Source organism: Mesorhizobium sp. M0040 (genome assembly GCF_040323505.1).
Classification (GTDB): domain Bacteria; phylum Pseudomonadota; class Alphaproteobacteria; order Rhizobiales; family Rhizobiaceae; genus Mesorhizobium.
Map to the genome: position 1 here is coordinate 16552 of NZ_JAMYVA010000014.1, position 23845 is coordinate 40396.

General features: G+C 62.7%; 21 protein-coding genes, 1 other RNA gene and 1 pseudogene. 8 read left to right on the forward strand and 15 right to left on the reverse strand.

The features are described from left to right. Genes NKJ91_RS14730 through mraZ form a run of 6 tightly spaced genes read right to left on the reverse strand, consistent with a single transcriptional unit; the run spans position 1 to position 6550 of the window. On the reverse strand, positions 1–1434 hold the full coding sequence (locus NKJ91_RS14730; protein ID WP_352456170.1) for a UDP-N-acetylmuramoylalanyl-D-glutamyl-2,6-diaminopimelate--D-alanyl-D-alanine ligase: 1434 nt from the start codon (positions 1432–1434) through the stop codon (positions 1–3). Next, a complete protein-coding gene (locus NKJ91_RS14735) occupies positions 1431–2885 on the reverse strand; it encodes a UDP-N-acetylmuramoyl-L-alanyl-D-glutamate--2,6-diaminopimelate ligase (protein ID WP_023676769.1) in 1455 nt (484 codons plus the stop codon). The genes NKJ91_RS14730 and NKJ91_RS14735 overlap by 4 nt, the downstream gene beginning before the upstream one ends. A 54-nt stretch (positions 2886–2939) precedes the next feature. Further along, the gene (locus NKJ91_RS14740; RefSeq protein WP_023676770.1) at positions 2940–4685 is read right to left on the reverse strand and encodes a peptidoglycan D,D-transpeptidase FtsI family protein; all 1746 of its coding nucleotides are present in this window, start codon (positions 4683–4685) and stop codon (positions 2940–2942) included. Further along, positions 4682–5059 carry a cell division protein FtsL gene (gene ftsL, locus NKJ91_RS14745; RefSeq protein WP_023676771.1) on the reverse strand — a complete coding sequence of 126 codons (378 nt, stop codon included), beginning with the start codon at positions 5057–5059 and terminating at the stop codon, positions 4682–4684. The genes NKJ91_RS14740 and ftsL overlap by 4 nt, the downstream gene beginning before the upstream one ends. Before the next feature lie 4 nt (positions 5060–5063). Beyond that, positions 5064–6095: a 16S rRNA (cytosine(1402)-N(4))-methyltransferase RsmH gene (rsmH, locus tag NKJ91_RS14750; protein ID WP_352456171.1), complete on the reverse strand. Its 1032-nt coding sequence runs from the start codon at positions 6093–6095 to the stop codon at positions 5064–5066. Next, the gene (mraZ, locus tag NKJ91_RS14755; protein ID WP_352456172.1) at positions 6092–6550 is read right to left on the reverse strand and encodes a division/cell wall cluster transcriptional repressor MraZ; all 459 of its coding nucleotides are present in this window, start codon (positions 6548–6550) and stop codon (positions 6092–6094) included. The genes rsmH and mraZ overlap by 4 nt, the downstream gene beginning before the upstream one ends. Positions 6551–6955: 405 nt before the next feature. Between mraZ and NKJ91_RS14760 the strand changes: the two genes are divergently transcribed. Then, complete coding sequence (locus NKJ91_RS14760; RefSeq protein ID WP_352456174.1) at positions 6956–8071, forward strand: cystathionine gamma-lyase; 1116 nt, start codon at positions 6956–6958, stop codon at positions 8069–8071. A gap of 8 nt (positions 8072–8079) precedes the next feature. Here the strand turns inward: NKJ91_RS14760 and NKJ91_RS14765 are convergent, their stop codons facing one another. The 7 genes from NKJ91_RS14765 to NKJ91_RS14795 form a co-directional block, all read right to left on the reverse strand. Further along, positions 8080–8373: a type II toxin-antitoxin system RelE/ParE family toxin gene (locus NKJ91_RS14765; RefSeq protein ID WP_352456175.1), complete on the reverse strand. Its 294-nt coding sequence runs from the start codon at positions 8371–8373 to the stop codon at positions 8080–8082. Continuing rightward, positions 8370–8654 (reverse strand): type II toxin-antitoxin system ParD family antitoxin, encoded by a 285-nt coding sequence (locus NKJ91_RS14770; RefSeq protein WP_352456177.1) that lies wholly within the window; start codon positions 8652–8654, stop codon positions 8370–8372. The genes NKJ91_RS14765 and NKJ91_RS14770 overlap by 4 nt, the downstream gene beginning before the upstream one ends. Positions 8655–8805: 151 nt before the next feature. Then, positions 8806–9204, reverse strand: an RNA gene (gene rnpB, locus NKJ91_RS14775) — RNase P RNA component class A. A 59-nt stretch (positions 9205–9263) separates the two neighbouring features. Beyond that, positions 9264–10007 (reverse strand): lytic transglycosylase domain-containing protein, encoded by a 744-nt coding sequence (locus tag NKJ91_RS14780; protein WP_352456178.1) that lies wholly within the window; start codon positions 10005–10007, stop codon positions 9264–9266. Between the two features lie 184 nt (positions 10008–10191). Beyond that, entirely contained in the window at positions 10192–10959 is a 768-nt protein-coding gene (locus NKJ91_RS14785; RefSeq protein WP_352456179.1) for an N-acetylmuramoyl-L-alanine amidase, read from the reverse strand. Next, positions 10956–11675, reverse strand: a complete 720-nt coding sequence (locus NKJ91_RS14790; RefSeq protein WP_352456180.1) for a TerB family tellurite resistance protein — start codon at positions 11673–11675, stop codon at positions 10956–10958. The genes NKJ91_RS14785 and NKJ91_RS14790 overlap by 4 nt, the downstream gene beginning before the upstream one ends. 197 nt (positions 11676–11872) lie before the next feature. Beyond that, positions 11873–12085 carry a hypothetical protein gene (locus tag NKJ91_RS14795; RefSeq protein WP_352453143.1) on the reverse strand — a complete coding sequence of 71 codons (213 nt, stop codon included), beginning with the start codon at positions 12083–12085 and terminating at the stop codon, positions 11873–11875. Positions 12086–12267: 182 nt separating this feature from the next. On the opposite strand from NKJ91_RS14795, the gene NKJ91_RS14800 reads away from it, so the two are divergent. From NKJ91_RS14800 to NKJ91_RS14820, 5 genes are all read left to right on the forward strand, one after another. Continuing rightward, positions 12268–16137, forward strand: coding sequence for a hydantoinase B/oxoprolinase family protein (locus NKJ91_RS14800; RefSeq protein ID WP_352456181.1), 3870 nt, complete (start codon positions 12268–12270; stop codon positions 16135–16137). A gap of 82 nt (positions 16138–16219) precedes the next feature. Continuing rightward, a complete protein-coding gene (locus NKJ91_RS14805; protein WP_352456182.1) occupies positions 16220–17467 on the forward strand; it encodes a BtaA family protein in 1248 nt (415 codons plus the stop codon). Continuing rightward, positions 17464–18129 (forward strand): class I SAM-dependent methyltransferase, encoded by a 666-nt coding sequence (locus NKJ91_RS14810; RefSeq protein ID WP_352456183.1) that lies wholly within the window; start codon positions 17464–17466, stop codon positions 18127–18129. The genes NKJ91_RS14805 and NKJ91_RS14810 overlap by 4 nt, the downstream gene beginning before the upstream one ends. A gap of 135 nt (positions 18130–18264) precedes the next feature. Beyond that, positions 18265–18561, forward strand: a complete 297-nt coding sequence (locus tag NKJ91_RS14815; RefSeq protein ID WP_352456184.1) for a type II toxin-antitoxin system RelE/ParE family toxin — start codon at positions 18265–18267, stop codon at positions 18559–18561. A 12-nt stretch (positions 18562–18573) separates the two neighbouring features. Continuing rightward, complete coding sequence (locus NKJ91_RS14820; protein WP_352453138.1) at positions 18574–18882, forward strand: HigA family addiction module antitoxin; 309 nt, start codon at positions 18574–18576, stop codon at positions 18880–18882. A 24-nt stretch (positions 18883–18906) separates the two neighbouring features. Here the strand turns inward: NKJ91_RS14820 and NKJ91_RS14825 are convergent. Next, positions 18907–20285: pseudogene (locus tag NKJ91_RS14825) on the reverse strand (serine hydrolase domain-containing protein). A gap of 407 nt (positions 20286–20692) precedes the next feature. Between NKJ91_RS14825 and NKJ91_RS14830 the strand changes: the two are divergent. Further along, a complete protein-coding gene (locus NKJ91_RS14830; protein WP_502903591.1) occupies positions 20693–21490 on the forward strand; it encodes a glycoside hydrolase family 25 protein in 798 nt (265 codons plus the stop codon). A gap of 80 nt (positions 21491–21570) precedes the next feature. Further along, a complete protein-coding gene (locus NKJ91_RS14835; protein WP_352456185.1) occupies positions 21571–22743 on the forward strand; it encodes a lytic murein transglycosylase in 1173 nt (390 codons plus the stop codon). 101 nt (positions 22744–22844) lie between these two features. On the opposite strand, the gene NKJ91_RS14840 is transcribed toward NKJ91_RS14835, so the two are convergent. After that, positions 22845–23738: a LysR family transcriptional regulator gene (locus tag NKJ91_RS14840; RefSeq protein ID WP_352456186.1), complete on the reverse strand. Its 894-nt coding sequence runs from the start codon at positions 23736–23738 to the stop codon at positions 22845–22847. Between the last annotated feature and the right edge of the window lie 107 nt (positions 23739–23845).

Genomic DNA, 23845 nt, shown 5'->3' on the forward strand with positions numbered 1-23845 from the left:
CTAGGTCTGTCTGCTGGTTGTGGCTTCCGCCGGAAACTTGCCGAGCAACGCCTCGACCAGCTTTGAAAAGCCTATGCCCTTCGACGATTTGATCATGACCACGTCGCCGGGCTTCAATGCCGCTAGAAGAACCGGTTTCAGATCTTCCGCACCGGCGCGGTACTCCGTCCTGATCTCGCCGGGCAAAACGTCGGCCAGCGCCCGCATCTCCGGGCCGCCGAGAAAGACCGTGCGCGTGTCGGTGCCGACGATCAGACCGGCAAGCGCGGCATGCAATTTCGCCGAATGGCTGCCGAGCTCGAGCATATCACCAAGCACGGCAATGCGCCTGCCCTCGCCCGACACCGGCGTCGTATTGAGCAGTGCCATTGCAGCGCTCATCGACGCCGGATTGGCGTTGTAGCTCTCGTCGATCAGCGTGATCGGCCCGTTGGGGTGACGCAACACATAGCGCTTGCCGCGTCCGCGTTCGGGCGAAAGATCGGCCAGCGCCTGCGCAACTCTGGTGACGTCGGCGCCGACCAGATGCGCGGCACCAAGCACCGCGAGCACGTTCTGCACCATATGGCGGCCCGGCGCGCCGATCCTGGCGACAATCTCGTGCCCGCCAATCTTGGCGGTGATGACCGAGTGATCGGCATTGAGCTCGCATTTGATCAGTTTGAAGGTCGCCCGGGCATTCTCGCCGAACCCGTAGACATGCTCGACGCCGGCCTCTTTGGCCATCTTCTCCAGCAGCTTCCAGCGCGCATCGTCGCGGTTGAGAAGGGCGGCGCCACCGGGCTCCAGTCCCTCGAAAACCTCTGCCTTGGCCTTGGCGATCTCGTCCAGGTTGCGGAAGAAGCCGAGGTGAGCCGCCGCGATCAGCGTGACGATGGCGACATGCGGCCGGACCATCTTGACCAGAGGCCGGATCTCGTCGGGATGGTTCATGCCGATCTCGAAGACAGCATAGTCGCAATCCTGCGGCATGCGCGCCAGCGTCAGCGGCACGCCCCAGTGATTGTTGAACGACTGGGCCGATGCATGCACCGTACCGACCGCGGAGAGAGCGTGGCGTAGCGCTTCCTTGGTGGTGGTCTTGCCCGCCGACCCGGTCACGGCAATCACCCTGGCCTTCGAGCGTGCGCGCGCCGCAACGCCGAGCTTTTCCAGAGCGACAAGCACGTCCTCCACGACGATCATCGGTGCCGTCAGCCGCCCCAGCGACGGCAGCTTGCCCTCGGCGACGACCAGCACGCCGGCGCCCGCCTTGATGGCGGCGGTGACGAAATCATGGCCGTCCATGGCCTCGCCCTTGATGGCGAAGAAAGCGTCTCCCGGCTGCAGGCTGCGGCTGTCGATGGAAATGCCGGCGATGCCTTCAGGCATCGGACCGAGCGGCCGGCCATCCATGGCGGCAACCAGCGCCTCGGAGGTCCACAGATAGCTCACGCCGCTTGCTCCCGCAGCGCCGAGCGAACTTCCTCATGATCGGAAAAATGCAGCGTCTCGGTGCCGATGGTCTGGCCTTCCTCATGGCCCTTGCCGGCCACGATCAGCGTGTCGCCAGCGTGAAGCATCCCGACCGCCTCGTGAATGGCCTTGCGCCGGTCGCCGATCTCGATCGCGCCAGGTGCCGCCGCGAGGATTGCGGCGCGGATCGTCTCGGGGACTTCCGAGCGGGGATTGTCGTCGGTGACGATGACGATGTCGGCCAGCCTTGTGGCGATTTCGCCCATGATCGGCCGTTTGCCCCGGTCGCGGTCGCCGCCGCAGCCGAATACGACGATGACGCGGCCGGTGGTAAAGGGGCGCACCGAAGCCAGCACGTTTTCCAGCGCATCCGGCTTGTGCGCGTAGTCGACATAGACCGGTGCGCCGTTAGCGGCCGTCCCGACAAGGTCGAGCCGTCCCGGCGCGCCCTTCAATTTCTCCAGCGCCATCAACGCCTTGGCAACAGATGTTCCAGTCGAAATGGCGAGGCCGGCCGACACCAGCGCATTTGCAATCTGGAAGTCGCCGGCCAGCGGCAAGTCGACTTCATGGAGAACGCCGTCCGCTTCGACTTCGGCGCGCTGGCGGTGGCGCTCGTGCTCGACCCGCTTCAGCCGCAGGAAATCGCCGTGGCGGCCGACGGTCAGCACATTCAGTCCCCCTGCCCGCGCCGCCTTGATCGTCGGCTCCGACCACGGGTCGTCGGCAAAGATGACCGCCGGCGCGCCCTTCGGCAGCAGCGCGTCGAACAGACGCAATTTGGCGCGATGATAGTCCTCGACCGTCGGATGATAGTCCATATGGTCGCGGCCGAGATTGGTGAAGCCGCCGGCCGCAAGCTTGACGCCGTCGAGCCGGCGCTGGTCGAGGCCATGGCTGGACGCTTCCATCGAGGCGTGGGTGACGCCGGCCTCCGCCAGCTCCTTGAGCAGCCTGTGCAGTGCCACCGGATCCGGCGTGGTCAGCGAGCCATATTCGTTGCGGCCCGGCGCCACCACGCCGGTCGTGCCGATCGAGGCGGCGGCGAAACCCGCCTGCTCCCATATCTGCCGGGTGAATGCGGCGACCGAGGTCTTGCCGCTGGTTCCGGTCACCGCGACCATGGTTTGCGGTTGCATGCCGAAAAAACGTGCAGCACTCAGCGCCAGCGCAAGGCGCGGATCGTCTACGACAAGAACCGGGACTGGCAGCCCGGCGACGGCACTGCCCTTGCCGACCACGATCGCTGCAGCGCCTCGGCTCGCGGCATCGGCGGCGTAGGCTGCGCCATCCGCCTTGGAGCCGGTGAGCGCGAAAAAGACGACGCCCCGTGTTACCTGGCGGGAATCCGACGAAATCCCTGTAACCTCCATGTCGAAGGAAGCTGTCCCCTCGACAGGCAGGATACCGGCTAGATTTTTCAGCTTCATCGAACCCCGTTCATCGCAACAAAATAGCGCGCAGTTGCCGGCGCGCCCCAAGAATCACTGATAGGAAACCAGCGTTGCACCATTTTCATGGCTGAAATCTGGCTTCACGCCAAGCATGGAAGCCGCACGTCGGATGATGTTTGCAGCCATGATGCCCGCGTTCGAGGCGGCCGTAGCACCCATGCCGGGCTTTTCCGGCTTCGGTTCGTCGGCGATCGTAAGCACTATGTATTGCGGATCGTCCATCGGGAAAGCCGCAACGAAGGCGTTGAAATTCTTTTCCTTCGAGTAACGGCCGTTGACAACCTTCTCCGCCGTTCCCGTCTTGCCGCCCACCCGGTATCCTGGCACCCGTGCATTGCGGCCGGATCCCTTTTCGGCATTGAGTGCATAGAGATAGCGCATGCCCTCGACCGTCTTGTCGCTGACCACTTTCTTGGCCACCGCCATCGCCTGCTCCTGCGTGCGCGGCAGGAAGGTCGGATCCATCAGATAGCCGCCATTCATCAGCGCGGCGCAGCCGACCGCTGTCTGCAGCGGCGTCGTCGACACACCGTGGCCGAAGGCGATGGTGATCGAATTGACCTGCTTCCAGACCTTGGGCTCGGTCGGCCGAGCGACTTCCGGCAGTTCGGTCTGCATCTTCTCGAGGATTCCCAGGCGATGCAGGAATTCGCGGTGTCCGTCGATGCCAACCGCTTCGGCTTCCTTGGCAGAGCCGATATTGGAGGAGTAGATGAACACTTCCGGCACCGACAATACCCGGCCCTTGCCATGGAAATCATGGATGGTTTGATGGCCGATCCTGATCGGGCGCGACGCGTCGAAACGGCTTTGCAGCGTTATCTTGCCGGAATCGAGCGCCATGGCGGTGGTGAAGCTCTTGAAGGTCGACCCCATTTCATAGAGGCCGGCCGACATACGGTTGAGCCGGTCCTTGTCCTGCGCGTTATAGGGGTTGTTCGGATCGAAATCCGGAACCGACGCCATCGCCAGCACCTCGCCGGTCTTGACGTTGAGCACAACGGCGCCCGCCGCGATGGCGTGGTACTTTTCCATGCCGGTGGCGACCTCGTCGCGCACGATATGCTGGACGCGCAGGTCGATCGAGAGCTGCACCGGCTTCAAATCCTTGGCCACCGCCAGACCCGACGCCTGAAGGTCGCTCAAGCCTTGTTCGTCGATGTATTTCTCTATGCCGGAGATGCCCTGATTGTCGATGTTGGTGAGGCCGACAATGTAGGACGAGGTTTCGCCGGCCGGATAGAACCGGCGCTTTTCGGTGCGAAAGCCGAATCCGGGGATGCCGAGTTGCATGATGTCGGCCTGCTGCTTCGGCGTCAGTTGCCGCTGCAGCCAGACGAAGCCGGCGCCGCTCTTCAGCTTGTTATATGTCTGCTCGTAGTCGATCTCGGGAAGCACCGTCGACAGCTTTTCGATCGCCTCGTCGGCATCGACGATGCGGCGCGGTTCGGCAAACAGCGACGCGGTCTTGATGTCGGTCGCCAGCACTTCGCCGTTACGGTCGACGATGTCGGGTCGCGATGCCGTCACCCGGCTCTGCGGCCCGCCCGACAGGTCGGGATTCTGGAAACCAAGATAGACCAGCCGCCCGGCAATGGTAGAATAGATGCCGAAGAACACCGCCATCGTCATGACGATGCGGGTCCTGCCCTTGCCACCGGTCGCCTTGCGGCCACCTTCTACCACGATCGATCCGCCCGCGCCGGGCTTCGAACCGCGCTTCAGCAGCCTGCCAATCTTTGGAAATCTGGCGGCGATTGGAAATCCGGTGATCATTGGACGATGCCTCCGGTCACCACGGGATCCTTGCCGCCGATATCGGCCATGCCGCCCAGCCGCTGCGATGAAAGGTCCTCGATGTTGACGGGTTTCGCCGGCAGATCGTCCAGCCCGACGATCTGGCGCGCATTGACCGGCTCGAGTCCGAGTTGCGATTTGTAGATTTCGGTGAGCTTCTGCAGGCGCGACGGCTGGGTAAGCAGGCTCCAGTCCGCCTTGAGCAGGTCGATCGTGTCCTCCTCATAACGGATCTGCGCCTGGATCTTGTGCACTGCCGCCAGTTGCTCCTCGGCCTCGCGCTTGGTCTTGTAGGTCAGGGCAGCCGCCGAAACCATGACGGCGATCAGGACTATGTCGCTGGTACGAAACACGTGCTCACCTCTCTCCCGGTCGATCGGCGCCGGGAAGCTTTGGGCCAGGCAGTTTTGGCAGGCCGAAAATCGAAAAATCGCCGGCACGCGCCGGCGCCTCTGTACGGATTGCAGTGCGCAGCCTTGCCGAGCGCGCCCGCGGATTTGCCGATATCTCGGCATCGCCAGGCGTCACGCCGCCGCCCTTCTTGGTGAAGGTGGCGGTGCGCGCCTGCGCCTCGGGCAGGTGCCGCGATCCGGTCGCTGAATCGGCTCTGTCGGCGATGAAGCGCTTGACGATGCGGTCCTCGAGGGAATGGAAGGTCACCACGACAAGCCGCCCGCCCGGTTTCAGCGCGCGCTCGGCGGCAAACAGTGCCTTGGCCAGTTCTCCGAGTTCGTCATTGACGAAGATGCGCAGCGCCTGGAAAACGCGGGTGGCCGGATGCATCTTGTTTTTCGGCGCGCGACCGATATGCGTCTCGATGGCATCGGCAAGGTCGAGCGTGCGCTCGAAGGGGCGTTTTTCGCGACGGCTCTCGATCATGCGGGCGATGCGCCCGGCATGGCGTTCCTCGCCGAGAAAACCGAAGATGCGGGCAAGATCGCCCACCTTGAAGGTGTTGACGACGTCGGCGGCGCTCAGGCCCGCCTGCGCCATGCGCATGTCGAGCGGTCCATCGGCCCGGAATGAAAAGCCGCGCTCCGGCTGGTCGATCTGCATGGAGGAGATGCCGATGTCGAGCACGACGCCATCGGCACTTTCAACCTGCTCGTCGAGCGTCGAGAACGGTGCCTGGACAAGCCTGAGCTTGCCGCCGGACTGCTGTTCAAGGGCCCGCCCCGCCGCGATCGCATCCGGATCGCGGTCGATGGCGACGACCGAGGCTCCGCTTGCCAGAATGGCCTTGGTGTAGCCGCCGGCACCGAACGTGCCGTCGACGATCACCTCGCCCTTTGTCGGCGCCAGCGCCTCCAGAACTTCGGCAAGGAGGACCGGAATGTGACGGGCTGGTCCGCCAACGGCATGAACTTCATCGCCGTCGCCCGCCATCATTCCGGCCGCTCCTCGGGCTTCGTCCCCTGTCGAAGCTGCAAAAGCCGGGCGCGTGCTTCCGTCCCATAGGCGCTGAGCCGTCCCGGCTCCCAGATCTGAAAGAAATTGCCGCGGCCAACGAAGGCCACTTCCGCTGAAATGCCGGTATGCTCGCGAATGAAATCGCTCATCGTGATACGGCCGTCCTGGTCGAGCTTCAGAAACGTTCCATCGCCATGGCAGAAGAACGACATGTCGTCCGCCGTCTGCAGGAACGGGTCTTCCTGGGCGATACGCTGCTCGTAGCGATCGAGCAGGTCGAGCCCACCGACATCCATCGCCGGGCGATCCAGGCAGCGTAGCGCATAAAGTTCCGAATAGCCGCGTTTCTGCACAACGGCACGGAAATGCGCCGGCACGGACACCCGTCCCTTCGCATCGATCCTGTTCACCGCGTTCGACAGAAACCGGTCCATTACGCGTTACGGCCGCTTGCGCCGCCGCACCCCTCTGCATCTTCCTGTCCGCGCCGCCCCGGCCCGGTCGACGTCCAAAACCCGCTTCGTTGTGACGGGCGAACGCAGGCAAACGCGCTGCCGCCGCGGCTGCCCGATTGGCGTACGCTTCACCCTGACACGGAACGAAGGCTTGAGTATCGGAATGGGATATCATGGGGTGTTATGGGCGTCAACGGGAACAGTCTTCAAAACGCGCCTGCCACGACTGGGGAGAGCAGCTTTGACGGCACTCCCGTCTTTATCGTCTATTAAGCCTAACGAAGCGTTTAGAGCCGTGTGGCCCAACCGGAGCCGGCTTGCTGCGGATCGCTGCCGCGCATAGCCTCGGCATCTCCTTTTCCGGTCAGTAACGAGGTTGAAACCATGTCCGAAACAGCCAAGTCGCGCGCCGCGGCACTTCCCCATCTGTATCGCGGCAGGCTTGCCAAGGGCGACCCGATCCCCTTGCCCCTGACCATGGCCGCCATCTTTCATGCGCCCGGCGACGCCACCGGCTACGATCAATATGGCCGCTTCAGCAATCCGACCTGGGATGCGGTCGAGCACATGCTGGCGCATCTGGAAGACGCCCCATGCGTCGCCTTCCCCTCGGGGATGGCTGCCATCTCGGCGGTATTTTTCGGCCTGCTCAAAGCTGGCGACCGTATCCTGCTGCCGTCCGACGGCTATCACACGACGAGAGCGCTGGCAGAGCGCTTCCTGAAGTCCTTCGGCGTCGCTTATGATGTCCGGCCAACATCGAGCTTCCTCGACGGCGGCTTCGATAGGTATCGGCTTGCCTTCGTCGAAACGCCCGCCAACCCAGGACTGGACATATGCGACATCGCAGCCGTCGCCGAGGCCGTGCATAGAGCGGGTGCGGTGCTTGTGGTCGACAACACGACGATGACGCCTTTCGGCCAGCGCCCGCTCGATCTCGGTGCAGATATCGTCATTGCCGCCGACACCAAGGCACCAAACGGCCATTCCGATGTGCTGTTCGGCCATATCGCCAGCCGCGACGCGGACATTATATCGAGGGTGACCGACTGGCGCGAGACGTCGGGCGCTATCCCCGGGCCGTTCGAGGCATGGCTGGTGCATCGCGGCCTCGAAACGCTGGACGTGCGCTTCGACCGCATGTGCGCTTCCGCCGAAATGATAGCGCGACGGCTGAAAAACCATCGCGCGATCAGCGGCTTGCGCTTTCCGGGACTGGAGAGCGATCCATCGCACAATCTTGCCCGCGCCCAGATGGAGCGCTTCGGCTTTCTCATCTCGTTCGTGCTCGCCTCGGAGGACAAGGCCGAGGATTTCATCAACAATTGCGCCTTGATGCAGGCAGCGACGTCGTTCGGCGGCGTGCACACTTCGGCCGAACGGCGATCAAAAAGGGGAGATGCCGTTCCGCCCGGCTTCGTTCGCCTGTCGATCGGCTGCGAGCCGGTGGAAGAGCTTTGGCAGGCGATCGAGGCGTCGCTGGACGCAATCGGTGGCTGAATCGGCAATCACGAATTCAGATCGTCGGCATCAATCTTGCGCCGGCCGTGCAGCACGCGAATGATTTCGATCGCCTCTTCGCGGACACGATACAAGGTGAGGTATTCGCCGACGATCAGGTGACGGATTCCGGTTGCGATGTCTTCGCGCGGCGCACCTGAGAAGGGGTGCAGGGTCAGCAAATCCCACCGCCTTTGCAAGAGATCCACGAGCCGAACCGCCGCATTTGGATTCTGTTCGGCAATGTAGTCGCCGATGGCTTCGAGGTCGATCAATGCCTGAGGAAGCAGGCGGTATTTCACTCCTCAAGGCCTTTGGTTCCGGCCATTTTCAGATATTTGGCGCGCAGCCGTTCCATGATTGGCGGCCCGTCCAGCCCCGGACCGCTGTCGATCCCCTCCTGCACCAGCTTGCGCAATTCCTCGACCGTGTAGCCGAGCAGGTCGCGCCGGTCCTTCCATTGCCTCAGCGCGTCGCGGATCACCTCGCTCGCCGAGGCATATTCGCCGGCGGCGACCACGTCGTCGACTGCCGCGGCCAGTTCCGGCGACAGCGTGATGCTGCGTTTATCGACCTGTCCCATGACGCGCTCCTGAATACCGTCATCCAAATGGTACGATTTAATCGCACCATTTTCAAGGAATGTCGCGCTCGATTGCGGGTCGAAAACTGAATCAACTGCTGCGCCCGAAGACGCAACCTGCTGATATCAGGAGATTTCCTTTATAGGGAAAACTGCCAGCTGGCCTGTAAGCCGGGTTCTGTATGGCCCTCGCCCCTTACGGGGCGAGAACGTGGCGGCCATTCATCTTGGGCGCATGTTGCCATGCGCCTCACGCAACCTACCCGGACGGTGAGCCGGAAACAGCCCTCGAGGGTTTCCCCTCGCACCGCCCCTATTCGGTCTTGCTCCCGGTGGGGTTTACCGTGCCGCTCCTGTTGCCAGTCGCGCGGTGGGCTCTTACCCCACCCTTTCACCCTTGCCACGATTAGATCGTGGCGGTTTGCTTTCTGTGGCACTTTCCCTGGGGTCGCCCCCGCCGGCCATTAACCGGCACCGTGTCTCCATGGAGCCCGGACTTTCCTCACCCGCAGCCTTTCGGCTTCGCAGGTGCGGCCGCCCGGCCAGCTGGCAAGGCGTATAAAGGGGTTCAGGCCCGAAAACGCAAACGAAAAAGCAAGTTGTCGCTTGTCAGGCGGGCGCTCCAAGTGCTGCCAGCTGCACCTTGACCTTGCCGCAATAGGCTGCGGACACCGGGTTCATCCGTGTGGCGGCGTGGCCGGCATTGTATTTCAGGATCGTGCCGCAGGTCGTGCCGCCGCCGAGATCCCGCGCCATGGCAAGGTACTTCATGCCGTATTTGATGTTGGTATCGGGATCGTAGAGACCCTGAGCCGAACCGCTATAACCCATCATCCGCGCCGTCGCCGGTTTGATCTGCATCAGGCCGATCTCGCCGGCGCTGCCGACCTGGTTCGGCTGGTAGTTGCTCTCGATCTTGATGACGGCATTGGCGAGCGACACCGGGACGCCATAGCTGGCGGCATAACGCGCAATGATCGCCGAATACTGTCCGCTGCCGCCGACAACCACCGCCTGAGGCGCTGGCCTGCTCTTCGGAGCGACTGACGCCGTTGCCATGCGGTCGATGCGTTTGCGGTTACGCTTCACATGCTGTTTGGCGATTGTCTTTCTCGCAGCGGTTGGCCTTTTCGCGGAGACTGGCTTTTTCGTCCTTACCGCGGCCGCTTTTTCCACTTTTGCGGTGGCGGTCTTCTCTACTTTTGCACCACCCTTCGGCATGGCGGTTTTGCCGGCTGCGGCACTGAAGCCCTGATCGGCCCGCTGGCTCAGCGGTGCGCTGTTCGCCGCACTGAAGGCAAAAGTCATTACGCCGGCAGCAATGGCTGCCGTTAAAACGGTCAATTTCTGCATGTGATCCTGTTCTGTTTGATCTGCACAAAGAACTTCGCGCAGATACCCTCAATCAACATCGGAACATGTGGGGGATAGACGTCCGACAATCTGTACGGATCGCCTTTGACGACGGAATTGGCGCCAAAGAAGGCGACGCAAGTCACTTTGAGTAACAGATTGTAACTTTTAAGCTGGCAAAAGATTATTTGAGAGAGGCTATCCTTACGTAAGCGAGCAGCCTTTCCAGCGTGCGGATCGTCGATCCGTCAGCCATGCCATCGACCAGGCGCAGCCGGAAATGCCGCTGAAATGCCTCGACCACGATTTCGGTCTGCCGGTCGAAAGTGCCGGTGATCTCGACGCCATAACCATAGAGCGCCAGCATCGACTGCAGCGCCTCTACCTCGGCGCCGGTATCGCCTGGCTTCAGCACGGCGCCGCGCCGGATCGGTGCTGCCGGCACAACATGGCCGATACCGGCAGCAAACAAGGCCTTCCATGGAAATTTCTCGCCTGGATCGACCTTTCGCCCCGGTGCCACGTCGGAATGGGCAAGCACCCGCTGCGCCGGAATGGAATGGCGCTCGATGATCCCAGCGCACAGGCCGATCACCGCGTCGATCTGCGGTTTTGGAAAGTTGCGATAGCCGAGCGTATGCCCCGGATTGACGATCTCGATGCCGATCGAACAGGAGTTGATGTCACTCTGTCCGAACCACGAGCTCTTGCCGGCATGCCAGGCGCGGTCGCTTTCCCTTACCATCTGAACAATTCGGCCGTCCTCATGGACCAGGTAGTGCGACGAGACCTCGCTTGCCGGATCGCACAACCATGCCTCGGCACCGGCGCCGGTAGCCATGCCGGTGTAGTGCAGCACGATCATATCGGGTCCGAGCGTCCCGCGCCGTGGTCCGAAATTCGGCGATACCCTGACCTCGGCGCTCGGCTCATCGGGCGGAAAGCCGCTCATGCGTGCCGCAGGCCTCGCTCGATCATTTCATAGGCCGCGTTGATCGCCGCCAGCCTGGTCGTCGCGATCTTGATGAATTCCTGCGGCAGGCCGCGTGCGATCAGCCGGTCCGGATGATTGTCGGAGACCAGCTTGCGGTAACGCCTGCGGACCTCCTCGAACGGCTTCCCACGCTCGATGCCGAGCACAACATAGGGATCGGCGGCACCCAGATCGACATGCCGGGCCAGGATGCTCTGGTAATGCGCCTCATTGATGCGGAATATCTCGGCGATGCGATGCAGGAATTGGCCCTCGCGCTCATGCACCAGCCCGTCGGCCTTGGCGATGTGGAACAGCCCGTCGAGTATGTCCTCGAGCATCAGGCAGTTCGAATGGCCCGAACCGCAAAGCTGCGCCATCCGCTCGGCATAGGTCTCGAAACCGGCAATGTCGCGTTTGGCCAAATCGTAGAGCCGCGCCACATTGCGCCTCTGTTCCTTCGGCACCTCGAATATTTCCTGGAAGGCGCGCACCTCGTCTTGCGTGACGATGCCGTCTGCCTTGGCCATCTTGGCCGACAGGGCGATCATCGCCACCGAGAAGGCGACGCGCCGGCGCAGATCGGCATCGCCGGAGAAAACCGTGCGCACGGCCTCGACCACTTCGGCGACGCCTGACGACGCTGAAGATGAAACGCGTGTGACGAAGTCGCCAAGGCGGTCCCAAATCGACATGGGGGCTTCATAGGGCCAACCACCCATCGCTATCAAGCCAAGACAGTGCCGCAGGGGCTGGCCCAATCGATTTGGCGCAATGCCTGAGGCGGCTGGCGCCAGCGCTCACGTCGTCGCACTCGGCCGCCAGGCGCTGGTATCGTAAGCAGCAGAAAGGCCGGCCTGTGAGGCCAGCCTTTCCTTGGTTGTCACATTGACTACTGAGCCGGAGCAGCCGGCGCAGGCGCCGGAGCCGGAGCCGGAGCCGGCTCGGCAGGCTTGTTGGCGTCAGGAGCAGCCGGCTTCATCGTCTGGTCGGATGCCGGCGGGTTGGTGCTCTGCGTCGTGGTGTTGTCGGTGCCGCTGTTGCTGCAGGCGGCAAGGCCAAGCAACGCAAGCGCCGACACCGACGCAAGAATGAGTTTCTTCATGATATCTCTCCTCTAATCACGCCTCCGTTACCGGCGGCGGTCGAGGACACAATGCGTAAGCTGCGCATGAGTTTCGTAACGTTGCATTTCTGCCTGTAACATATTCCAATCACTTGACGATTGCCGGTCAGGGCCTCGCGAGCTAACAGATCGAACAGGGAAAAATCCAGGGAGCCGCCGCAGTGACTGCAAAATGGGATTTCTGGATCGACCGCGGCGGTACCTTCACCGACGTCATCGGCCGTGACCCGGAAGGCGCACTGCACCCGCGCAAGCTGCTGTCCGAGAATCCCGAAGCCTATGCCGATGCTGCCATCCATGGCATTCGCGAGCTGCTCGGCGTCCAACCCGGCGCTCCAATCCCCTCCGCTCTGATCGGCGATGTCAAGATGGGCACAACGGTTGCCACCAATGCGCTTCTCGAGCGCAAGGGCGACCGTGTGCTGCTGCTCATCACCAAAGGCTTCCGCGATGCCCTGAGGATTGCCTATCAGGCCAGGCCCGATATCTTTGCCAAGCAGATTATCCTTCCCGAACAGCTCTATGAGCATGTCGTCGAAATCGACGAAAGGGTTCGCGCCGACGGCAGTGTCGAGCGCCTGCTCGACATTGCTTCGGTACGCCCGGCTATTGAGCAAGCCAAGGCGGATGGCATCGATGCGGTCGCGATCGTCTTCATGCATGCCTGGAAACATCCCGAGCACGAAAAGGCGGTCGCCAAAGTCTGTCGAAAGCTCGGATTCTCCCAGGTCTCGGTCAGTCACGAGGTCTCGCCGCTGATCAAGCTGGTCGGCCGTGGCGACACCACGGTGGTCGACGCCTATCTGTCGCCGATCCTGGCTAGGTATGTGCAGAAGGTGGCGGAGGAACTGGGTGCCCTCTCCCCGCTCGAGTGGGAGGTGGCTGCGCAGCAGCCAGAGGGGGTCATCTCAGAAGGCACCGCCAGAGTGTCGAACCCAGTCGAGCCGACCCCACCCGGCGGCTTCGCCGCCACCCTCCCCTCAAGGGGGAGGGAAAGCCCTCGCCTCATGTTCATGATGTCGTCGGGCGGCCTCACCGCCGCCGACATGTTCCAGGGCAAGGATGCGCTGTTGTCCGGCCCGGCCGGCGGTGTCGTCGGCATGGTCGAGACGGCAAAACTCGCCGGTTTCGGCAAAGTCATAGGCTTCGACATGGGCGGCACCTCCACCGATGTCGCCCATTACGATGGTGACTACGAGCGCGCCTTCGACACCGAGGTCGCCGGCGTGCGCATCCGCGCGCCGATGATGCGCATCCACACCGTCGCTGCAGGCGGCGGCTCGATCCTGCATTACGAGGCCGGCCGCTTTCGCGCCGGGCCGGATTCGGCCGGCGCCAATCCCGGCCCGGCCGCCTATAGGCGCGGCGGCCCATTGGCCGTCACTGACGCCAATGTTATGCTGGGCAAGCTGCAGCCCGAGTTCTTCCCGGCTATTTTTGGACCGGGCCAGGACGAACCGCTCGACGTCCAGACGGTTCGCGAAAAATTCACCGCACTTGCCGCCGAGATCGGCGACGGCCGCTCGCCGGAAACCGTCGCCGAAGGGTTCATCACCATCGCCGTCGAAAACATGGCCAACGCCATCAAGAAGATTTCGGTGCAGCGCGGCTACGATGTCACCGAATACCTCCTGAACTGCTTCGGCGGTGCCGGCGGCCAGCACGCTTGCCTGGTCGCCGATGCGCTCGGCATGGAGGCGGTGCTGATCCATCCCTTCTCAGGCCTGCTCTCGGCATACGGCATCGGCCTATCCTCTGTATTTGCGTCACGCCAGCAGGCGCTGCTGAAGCCGCTGGCGGACAATTCCGGGCCAGCGATCGATGAACTCATCGCGACGCTGCGCAAAGCCGTCATCGACGAACTCGCCGCGCAAGGCATCAGCGAAGACGCGGTCGCCTCGAGACCGGTGCTGCAGATCCGCTACGACGGCACCGATACCGCGCTGCCTGTGAACTTCGGGCACGGCTCGATTGCGCAGGCCAAGGCGGACTTCGAACTGGCGCACAAGGCGCAGTTCGGTTTCGTCTACGACGACAAGCCGATGATCGTCGAATCGGTTGGCGTCGAGGGTACCGATACCGGCGGCACCGGCCGCGACGAAAGCGATTCAGTTGTTGAAGACATGGCCGCAAGTCCTTCCGGGAACCGGAAAATCTTTGTCGACGGCGTCTGGCGCGACGCCGGCATCTTCCCTCGCGAAACGCTGAAGCCTGGTAACAAGATCGCCGGCCCTGCTTTGATCATCGAGCCGAACCAGACCATTATCGTCGAGCCGGGCTGGCAGGCCGAGATCACCGCCAAGGACCACGTATTGATGCGGCGCGTCGAGAAGAAGCGCCGACAGGCCGCACTCGGCACCGAAGCCGATCCGGTGATGCTGGAGGTCTTCAACAACCTGTTCATGTCGATCGCCGAGCAGATGGGCGTGACACTGCAAAACACCGCCTACTCGGTCAACATCAAGGAACGGCTCGATTTCTCCTGCGCCGTCTTCGACCGGAATGGCGCGCTGGTCGCCAACGCACCGCATATGCCGGTGCATCTCGGCTCGATGGACCGCTCGGTGGAGACCATCATCCGGCTCAATTCCGGCGACATTCACCCCGGCGACGTCTTTGCGCTGAATGCGCCTTACAATGGCGGCACCCATCTGCCTGATATCACAGTGGTGACACCGGTGTTTTCCCTCCCCCTTGAGGGGAGGGTGGCCGCGAAGCGGCCGGGTGGGGTCCTCGCAGAAGGCACCACAAGTGCGTCGAGCACTGCCGCAACGACCCCCTCCGGCGGCTTCGCCACCACCTCCCCCTCGAGGGGGGAGGAGATCCTCTTCTACGTCGCCTCGCGTGGCCATCATGCCGACATCGGCGGCACCGCGCCCGGCTCGATGACGCCGCTTGCCACAACCGTCGACGAGGAAGGCGTGCTGTTCGATAATTTCCGCATCGTCGATCGCGGCCGGTTCCGCGAGAAGGACCTGGAGACGCTACTCACCAACCACCCCTACCCGGCGCGCAATCCGCACCAGAACATCTCCGACCTCAAGGCGCAGATCGCCGCGAACGAAAAGGGCGTCGCCGAGCTGCGCAAGATGGTCGCGCATTTCGGCCTCGATGTGGTCGAAGCCTATATGGGCCATGTCCAGGACAATGCCGCCGAAAGCGTGCGCCGCGTTCTGGAGCGGCTGCCCGACAGTTCCGAATACGAATATCCGACCGACACCGGGCAAAAGATCAAAGTGAAGATCACTATCGACCGGCGGAAGCGCGAAGCGACCGTCGACTTCACCGGAACGTCGCCGGTGATGAAGAACAATTTCAATGCGCCAGAGCCGGTCGCCCGTGCCGCGGTGCTTTATGCCTTCCGCGTCATGGTCGAAGACAACATCCCGATGAATGCCGGATGTCTGCGGCCGATCAACATCATCATTCCCGACGGCTCGATGCTGAAACCCGCCTATCCCGCGGCGGTCGTCGCCGGTAATGTCGAGACCTCGCAACACGTCACCAACGCGCTGTTCGGCGCCATGGGCGCGATGGCCAATGCGCAAGGCACGATGAACAATCTCACCTTCGGCAACAAGCAGTACCAATATTACGAGACGATCTGCTCGGGCTCGCCGGCCGGCCGGATGAACGACGGCCGCGGTTTTGCCGGCACCTCCGGCGTCCACACCCATATGACCAATTCGCGCCTGACCGATCCGGAAGTGCTGGAACTGCGTTTCCCGGTATTGCTCGAGGATTTCCATATCCGCGAAGGCTCCGGCGGCAAAGGCAAATGGAGCGCCGGCGACGGCACCAGGCGCACCATCCGCTTCCTCGAAAAGATGGAAGGCGCGATCCTGTCCTCGCATCGCAGCCGCCCGCCGCGGGGACTGGACGGAGGCGGCGATGGCGAGGCCGGTTCGACCAAGGTCCGCCGCAAGACCGGCGCGATCGAGACGCTGAAAGCCTGCGATCAGACCATCCTCGACGCTGGCGAGGCGGTCATCGTGACGACGCCGACCCCAGGTGGATTTGGCAAGGCCTGAACTCGCGTCAACAGGCTGTCACTGGCCTGTCATCACCCTGCGCTACCCGCTTGCGGCAAAGCAAACGGGGAATCGCCTTGCCATGACGGACATTTCTGGGGACCTGGTTTTTCGCCGCGGCAAGGAAGTCGGCAAGGCCGTCTACCAGAACCGCCCGCTGTCGAAAGCCGGCATCTCCGAGCGCCTGTTTGCCTTCCTGTTCTCCGGCCTCGTCTATCCGCAGATCTGGGAAGACCCCGAAATCGACATGGACGCGATGCAGCTCGGGACGGGCCACCGCATCGTCACCATTGCCTCCGGCGGCTGTAACATCCTTGCCTATCTCACCCGCTCGCCGGAAAGGATCGATGCCGTCGACCTCAACGCTGCCCATATCGCGCTGAACCGCATGAAGCTCGAAGCCGTCCGTCACCTGCCGTCGCAGGGCGACCTGTTCCGTTTCTTCGGCGCGGCTGAGACCGGGCACAATTCACAGGCCTACGATCGCTTCATCGCACCGCATCTCGACCCGGTCAGCCGCCATTATTGGGAGCGCCGCAACTGGCGCGGCCGTCGCCGCATCGCCGTCTTCGACCGCAATTTCTACCAGACCGGCCTGCTTGGCCTGTTCATTGCGATCGGCCATCGCACCGCAAAATTCTTCGGCGTCGACCCAGCCGGCATCATGGACGCTAAGAGCATCGCCGATCAGCGCCGCTTCTTCGACGAAGAGCTGGCGCCGGTCTTCGAAAAACCGCTGCTGAAATGGGCGACATCGCGAAAGGCTTCGCTGTTCGGCCTCGGCATTCCGCCGGCCCAGTACGATTCGCTGATCACCTCGGGTGACGGCACCATGGCCAGCGTGCTGAAGGCACGACTGGAAAAGCTCGCCTGCGATTTTCCGCTGAAGACCAATTATTTCGCCTGGCAGGCTTTCGCCCGCCGCTACCCTAATCCGGGCGAGGCCGCCCTGCCCGCCTATCTCGAAAAGCGCAACTACAAGACGATCCGCAACAATGTCGATCGCGTTGCCATCCACCACGCCAATCTGATCGAGTTCCTTGCCCGCAAGGATGCCGGCTCGGTGGATCGCTTCGTGCTGCTCGATGCACAGGACTGGATGACCGACCACCAGCTCAACGGGTTGTGGGCCGAGATCACCCGAACCGCCTCCACCGGCGCCCGCGTCATCTTCCGCACGGCAGCGGAACCCAGCCTGCTGCCCGGCCGCGTCTCGAATTCGCTGCTCGATCAGTGGCGCTACGAGAACGACGCCTCGCGCGAGTTTTCGGCGCGCGACCGCTCGGCCATCTATGGCGGCTTCCATCTCTATGTGAAGCGGTCCGCATGAGCACGACCGACTTGCCGGCCAGCGATGCCGAGCTGATGGACGGCGTCTACCGCTGGCAGCGTCATATTTACGACCTGACCCGCAAATACTATCTGCTCGGCCGCGACCGGCTTATCGCCGGACTGGATGTGCCGGCCGGCGGCACCGTGCTCGAGCTCGGCTGCGGCACCGGCCGCAACATCATCCTCGCCGCCCGCCGCTATCCCGGCGCGCGCTTCTTCGGCCTCGATATTTCGGCCGAGATGCTGGAGACGGCCACTGCCGCCCTCGCGCGCGAAGGCCTCTCCGGCCGCGTCACGCTGGCGCGCGGCGATGCCACGAATTTCGACGCGAAAGCGCTGTTCGGCGTCGAAAGTTTCGACCGCGTCTTTGTCTCATATTCGCTGTCGATGATCCCCGGCTGGGAAAAGACGGTATCCGCGGCGCTTGCTGCTCTGTCACCGGGTGGCTCGCTGCATGTCGTCGATTTTGGCCAGCAGGAAGCCTTGCCCAGCTGGTTCCGCAAGCTGTTGCGCGGCTGGCTGAAAAAATTCCACGTCGAGCCGCGTCAATCGTTGCGCGCGATTCTGGATTCGGAATCTGCAAGAGTTGGTGCAAGCCTTCGATTCAGAACACTTTATCGCGGCTACAGCTGGCTCGCCGTGATCAAGATCGCCATCTAATATCAATTTTGGCGTGGAAGGTTTTGGGGCTCCAATCCTAAATGGGGGCCGTGGCTGAAATCAGTTAATTGGCTAAATCACACATTGCCATGTGACCCAAGGAGTGGTACATCATCTCCTCGCCGGAAGCATGGGATGATCATCGGATTTAGAGATGGATGGCTGCGGGCTTTCTTCGTGGACGACACCCATTCCCGCAATATTCCGTCCGATCTCGAAAGCCGCTTGTTCCGCAAGCTCCAGATGATTGACGACGCGGCGATCGATCAGGATTTGCGTGTGCCGCCCAGCAACCATTTCGAGAAGTTGCGCGGCAATCTCGAAGGCTTCCATTCGATCCGTGTCAACAAACAATGGCGGCTGGTCTTCCGCTGGGACGGGGGCCGGGGCGAGGCGTCCGACATCTATCTCGACGACCACAGTTATATATAAGTGAGGTGAGACATGTTGATGACCGCACGCAAGCCAGCAACGGTTGGCGAAATTCTTACGGAAGAATTCATGCAACCACTCGGCCTGACACAGGCGGCTTTGGCCGAAGCTATGAGCGTCCAGCGCAAGCATGTGAACGAATTGTGCAACGGCCGCCGCAACGTGACGGCGGCTACCGCGCTCATTCTGGCGCGGGTGTTTGGCAACAGCCCGGATTTCTGGTTGAACGTCCAGCGCCGTAACGATCTTTGGACGGTTATGAATTCACCCGACGAGCGGGCGCGTGTTGATCGCGCCAAGCCTTTGGCGACAGCCGCATAGACAAGACTGCGACCGCCGCATTCCTCAGTGTAGCGCCTTCGTCAGCGCCGCTACCATCGCCTGCGGCCGATAGCCGAGCCTGGCCGGCGTCAGCCCGAGCCGCACCACAACCAGCTGCTCCGAGGGGATGATGGCAACCGTTTGCCCATCATGCCCCTCCATCCAATAGGTGTCCTTGGGCAGGCCGGCGGCAGTGCCGGCGCCGGGGTTTTCTTCGTCGCCCGGTCCTTCTATCCATAATTGCCCCTTGCCGTAGACCTTCGAGGCAGTTGCCGGTTCCCGCATCCAGTCGACGAAGCCGGCGGACAGGATCTCCTGGCCGTTCCAGACGCCGCCCTGCAGCAGGAACTGGCCGAAGCGCGCCCAGTCGCGTGCCGTGGCATAGAGATAGGACGAGCCGACGAAGGTGCCGTGCTCGTCGGCCTCAAGCACAGCGCTCTGCATGCCGAGCGGATCGAACAGCGCGGTCCTCGGCCACGCCAGTGCCTTGTCCTTGTCGCCGATTGCGTCCTGCCACAGCCTGGACAGCATCATCGCCGTGCCGCTCGAATAGGAAAACACCTTGCCGATCTCGTCGGTCAGCGGCTTGGATCCGGCAAAGCCCGCCATGTCCGGTTCGAGATAGAGCATGCGCGTTACGTCGGCGACGTCGCCATAATCCTCGTTGAATTCCAGCCCACTCGACATCGCCATCATGTCGGCGAGGCTGATCACGGCGCGGCCATCTCCCTTCCAGGGACCGAACAGACCCTGGTTGGTCATCGCCAGCTTGCCCTCCTTCACCAGCGTGCCGACGATCGCCGCATTTACGGTCTTGGTCATTGACCAGCCCAATAGCGGCGTCTTTCGGAAAAGCCGTCGCCATAACGCTCAGCGACGATGCGGCCGTTCTTGACCACCACGACCGCCCGCATGCCGACGCCGGTCATTGCTGGATCGTCGAGGACTTTCGCGACCTCGGGATCCTGCGAGGCATCGGCCTTGTCGCCCTCCGGCCAGATCAGATCGGGCAGCGGCGCCGGCGTCGGTGCAGCTCCGGCGACAGCCTTGGCGGCGGCAATATCGCCGTCGGGAACCGAGGCGCAGCCGAGCCCGTCGCGCGCAACCGCGACACTTTTGCCGAGCACACCGAAAAGGCCGGCCGAAACCGTTCCCTTCTCCTTGTCGACCGACACTCTCATCAGCTTCAGCAGCGGATGACCCGGCGCCTGCACATCGACGGCAAGCACATCGTCGGCGTCTCGCCCGGCGATGAAGACGTTCGAACAGACGATCTTGGCCGCATAGCCGGAACCGACGCGGATCAGTTCCGGCGGCGCAAAATACAGCCAGCCGGCGAGTACCGCGGCGGCCAGCACAGCCAAGCCGAGCAGCCATTTGACGAACTTCAAAAGGATCTGCATTTTGAGTTCCCCCGGGCGCGCTCGATCTATGTCATCGATTTGCCGCCATTGTTTCGGCAAAATCGCGGCTCTTGTCGAGCGCCGTCAACCGAATATCAACCATGATCGGCGATCACAGGTGCATGTCGCCCAGAAGTGCGCAGCGGTTTTGGGACAACGACATGCATAGACGAAAGAGCTAAGCGCGTCGAAGCGACGCGCTTAGGACAGACCGGGCGATCCTGTGGGGTGACCGTCCGGCGGGGCTTGAATGCATGCGTCCCAAAACTGCGTAATGGTTTGGGAATGCATGAAACGAAGATCCAGGCGCGTCGCGTAAGTCGATTTCAAACGCGCTGCGCCCGGTCGAGGGGGCACCCGCGGAAAGACCCATCAGCGGCCGGCTGAAACCGGCTCGGGAAGTAGCGATGCGCCGTTTCGCGGTTCTCATCACGCTGACGCTGCTTGGTGCCTGCTCGACGGTCGAGGATCTGACGCCATCGCTGTCGTCGTCCAGCGCCTCGATGGTTGCGGTACGCGCGCCGCGTTTTGCCGATTCCGACCCGCATGAATGGGACAGCGGCGCACCGTGGAGCTATGCCGTCCACGGCACCGACGTCTCCAAATACCAGACCTCGATCGACTGGCCGGCGGCCAGGGCCAGCGGCATCTCCTTCGCCTTTATCAAGGCAACCGAAGGCGGAGACCGTTTCGATGAAGCTTTCAACGAGCATTGGAGCCGCACGAAGGCCTCGGGCGTCCCCCGTGCCGCCTATCATTTCTTCTACTTTTGCACGCCGGCCGCTACCCAGGCGCGCTGGTTCATCCAGAACGTGCCCAAAGACGGTTCGGCGATGCCGCCGGTTCTCGACATGGAATGGAACCCGAAATCGCCGACCTGCAAGCTGCGGCCCGATCCCGCCACGGTACGCAGCGAGATGAGCACGTTCCTCGAAATCGTCGAAAAATACTACGGCAAGAAGCCGATCATCTACACGTCTGTCGATTTCTTCGAAGATAACGGTTTATCGGGCTTCCGCAATTACCCCTACTGGCTGCGCTCCGTCGCCGGGCACCCGCGCCAGAAATACGGCAGCCATCCCTTCACCTTCTGGCAGTATACCGGAACGGGCGTCGTGCCGGGCATGACCGGAAACGCCGACATCAGCGTCTTCAACGGCTCCGAAGCCGCGTGGAAGAAGTGGTTGCGGCAGAACACCCGTTGACACCAGGCCTGCCGCCTGCTTTTCGACACAGCCAATGACGGATGCCCGCAACCGCTGGTAATCTTCTCGGAAGGATGGCGATGCGATCGCGCTTTGGATTTCTCGCGGCGCTGCTCCTGAGCGCCGTGCCGGCCGCGGCACAGCAATGCGGCGGCGATTTCGAGGCATGGAAGCAGGGCGTGGCGGCGGAAGCCAGGGTGGCCGGCGTCGGCGCTGCCGGCCTTTCTGCGCTGGAAAACGCCACCCTCGATGAAAAGGCGCTGGCACGCGACCGTGCCCAGGGCGTCTTCACCCAGACCTTCATCGAATTCTCGAACCGTATGATCTCGTCCCATCGGCTGAAGCAAGGTGCGGCCAATCTGCAAAAATATGCCGAGGTCTTTGTCCGCGCCGATCGCGAATACGGCGTGCAGGCGCCGGTCATCGCCGCTTTCTGGGCCCTGGAGACCGATTTTGGCGCCGTGCAGGGCGATTTTCATACGCTGAACGCGCTGGTGAGCCTCTCGCATGACTGCCGCCGCCCGCAGCTGTTCCGGCCGCAGATCGTCCCGCTGCTGATGTTGATCGATCGCGGCGTGGTGCCGGCCGACGTCACCGGTGCCTGGGCCGGCGAGATCGGCCAGACGCAGATGTTGCCTTCCGACTATCTCGGCCACGGCGTCGACGGCGACGGCGACGGCCTGGTCGACCTGCGCGGCAGCGCGCCCGATGTGATCATGAGCACGGCCAGCAAGATCCAGTCGCGCGGCTGGAAGCGCGATCAGCCCTGGATCGAGGAAGTCCGTGTGGCCGACGATTTGCCGTGGGAGCAGACGGGGCGCACCAACAAGCTGCCGTTGACGCAGTGGGCGCAGTGGGGCGTTACCAGGCCCGACGGTACGCCGCTTCTCGACAACGGCCTGAAGGCCGGCCTGGCGCTGCCCATGGGTCGCAAGGGGCCAGCCTTCCTGACCTACGACAATTTCGACGTCTATCTCGAGTGGAACCAGTCCTTCACCTATGCCCTGACCGCGGCAAATCTTGCCGCCCGGCTGGGGGGCGCGCCGCGATTCGATCCGCGCAACCCCGAACCCGGCCTCAACGGCGACCAGATGAAGGCGCTGCAGACCAAGCTCGAGGCGAAAGGCTATGACGTCGGCACCGTCGACGGCATACTGGGCACCAACACCCGCGAAGCGATCCGCAGGGAGCAGAAGCGGCTGGGCCTGCCGGTCGACGGCTGGCCGACGCCGGAGCTGCTGGCCAGGCTGTGAAGGTGGTGAATGGTGAATGGTGAATGGTGAAAAGAATGGCACCGGAGCCGCATTGAGCACCAGAGCTACCACTATTCACTATTCACTATTCACTATTCACATCACCGCCTCGCAAGCAGGAAATCGATGAACGCTCGCAGCGGCGCCGGAACCTGGCGGGAACTCGCGTGATAGAGATAAAAACCCGGAAATCTCGGCGACCAAGCTTCGAGAAAACGGATGAGCTTTCCCGCTTCGATCCACGGCCGGACCTGATATTCCAGCATGTACGCCACCCCGACCCCATCCAGAACCGCCCCGATCATCAGTTCCGTATCGTTGACCGTCAGGCCGCCGCTGACGGCCACTTCCAAAGCACGCTGGCCTCGGGCGAACTCCCAGCGGTAGAGATTGCCGCCGCTCGGCCACTGGAAATTGATGCACTGATGCTGATGCAGGTCCGCGGGATGGCGGGGTATCGGGCGATGTTCCAGGTAGCTCGGCGCGGCCACTGCGGCCATCTCGAGTTCCTCGCTGAGTTTTACCGCCACCATGTCCTTGTGCAGCCGCTCACCCAATCTGATTCCGGCATCGAAGCGGCCCTCGACGATGTCGGTGAGCATGTCGTCGACAATGATGGTGAGGGCGATATCGGGATAGGCGCGGCGGAAATCGCCGAGGATCGGCGCGATGAAACGCGTGGCGGCGATGCGCGGAACATTGATGCGCAGCGAGCCGGCCGGCCGGCCGCGTGATGCATGCGCGTCGGCGACGGCCCCTTCCAGTTCGCTGAACGCCGGTGCGATGCGGGCAAACAGCTTCTCGCCCTCAGCCGTCGGCGACATGCTGCGCGTGGTGCGGTTGAGCAGGCGGACACCGAGACGCTCTTCCAGCCCACGTATCGTCTGACTGAGTGCTGGAGGCGAAATCCTGAGCTTGGCCGCGGCGCGGACGAAGCTGCCCTCTTCGATGATTGCTGCAAATGCCGTGAGTTCGGAAAACTCGGTTCCGCGCATTATGTACCCCAGGCTTAACAAGTCAGTAAGATAATAGGCTATTCTCTGAGCAATACCATGCCCATAGCTTTCCCTGGAACGCCGCTCGATCGAGGCGGCCGTAATCA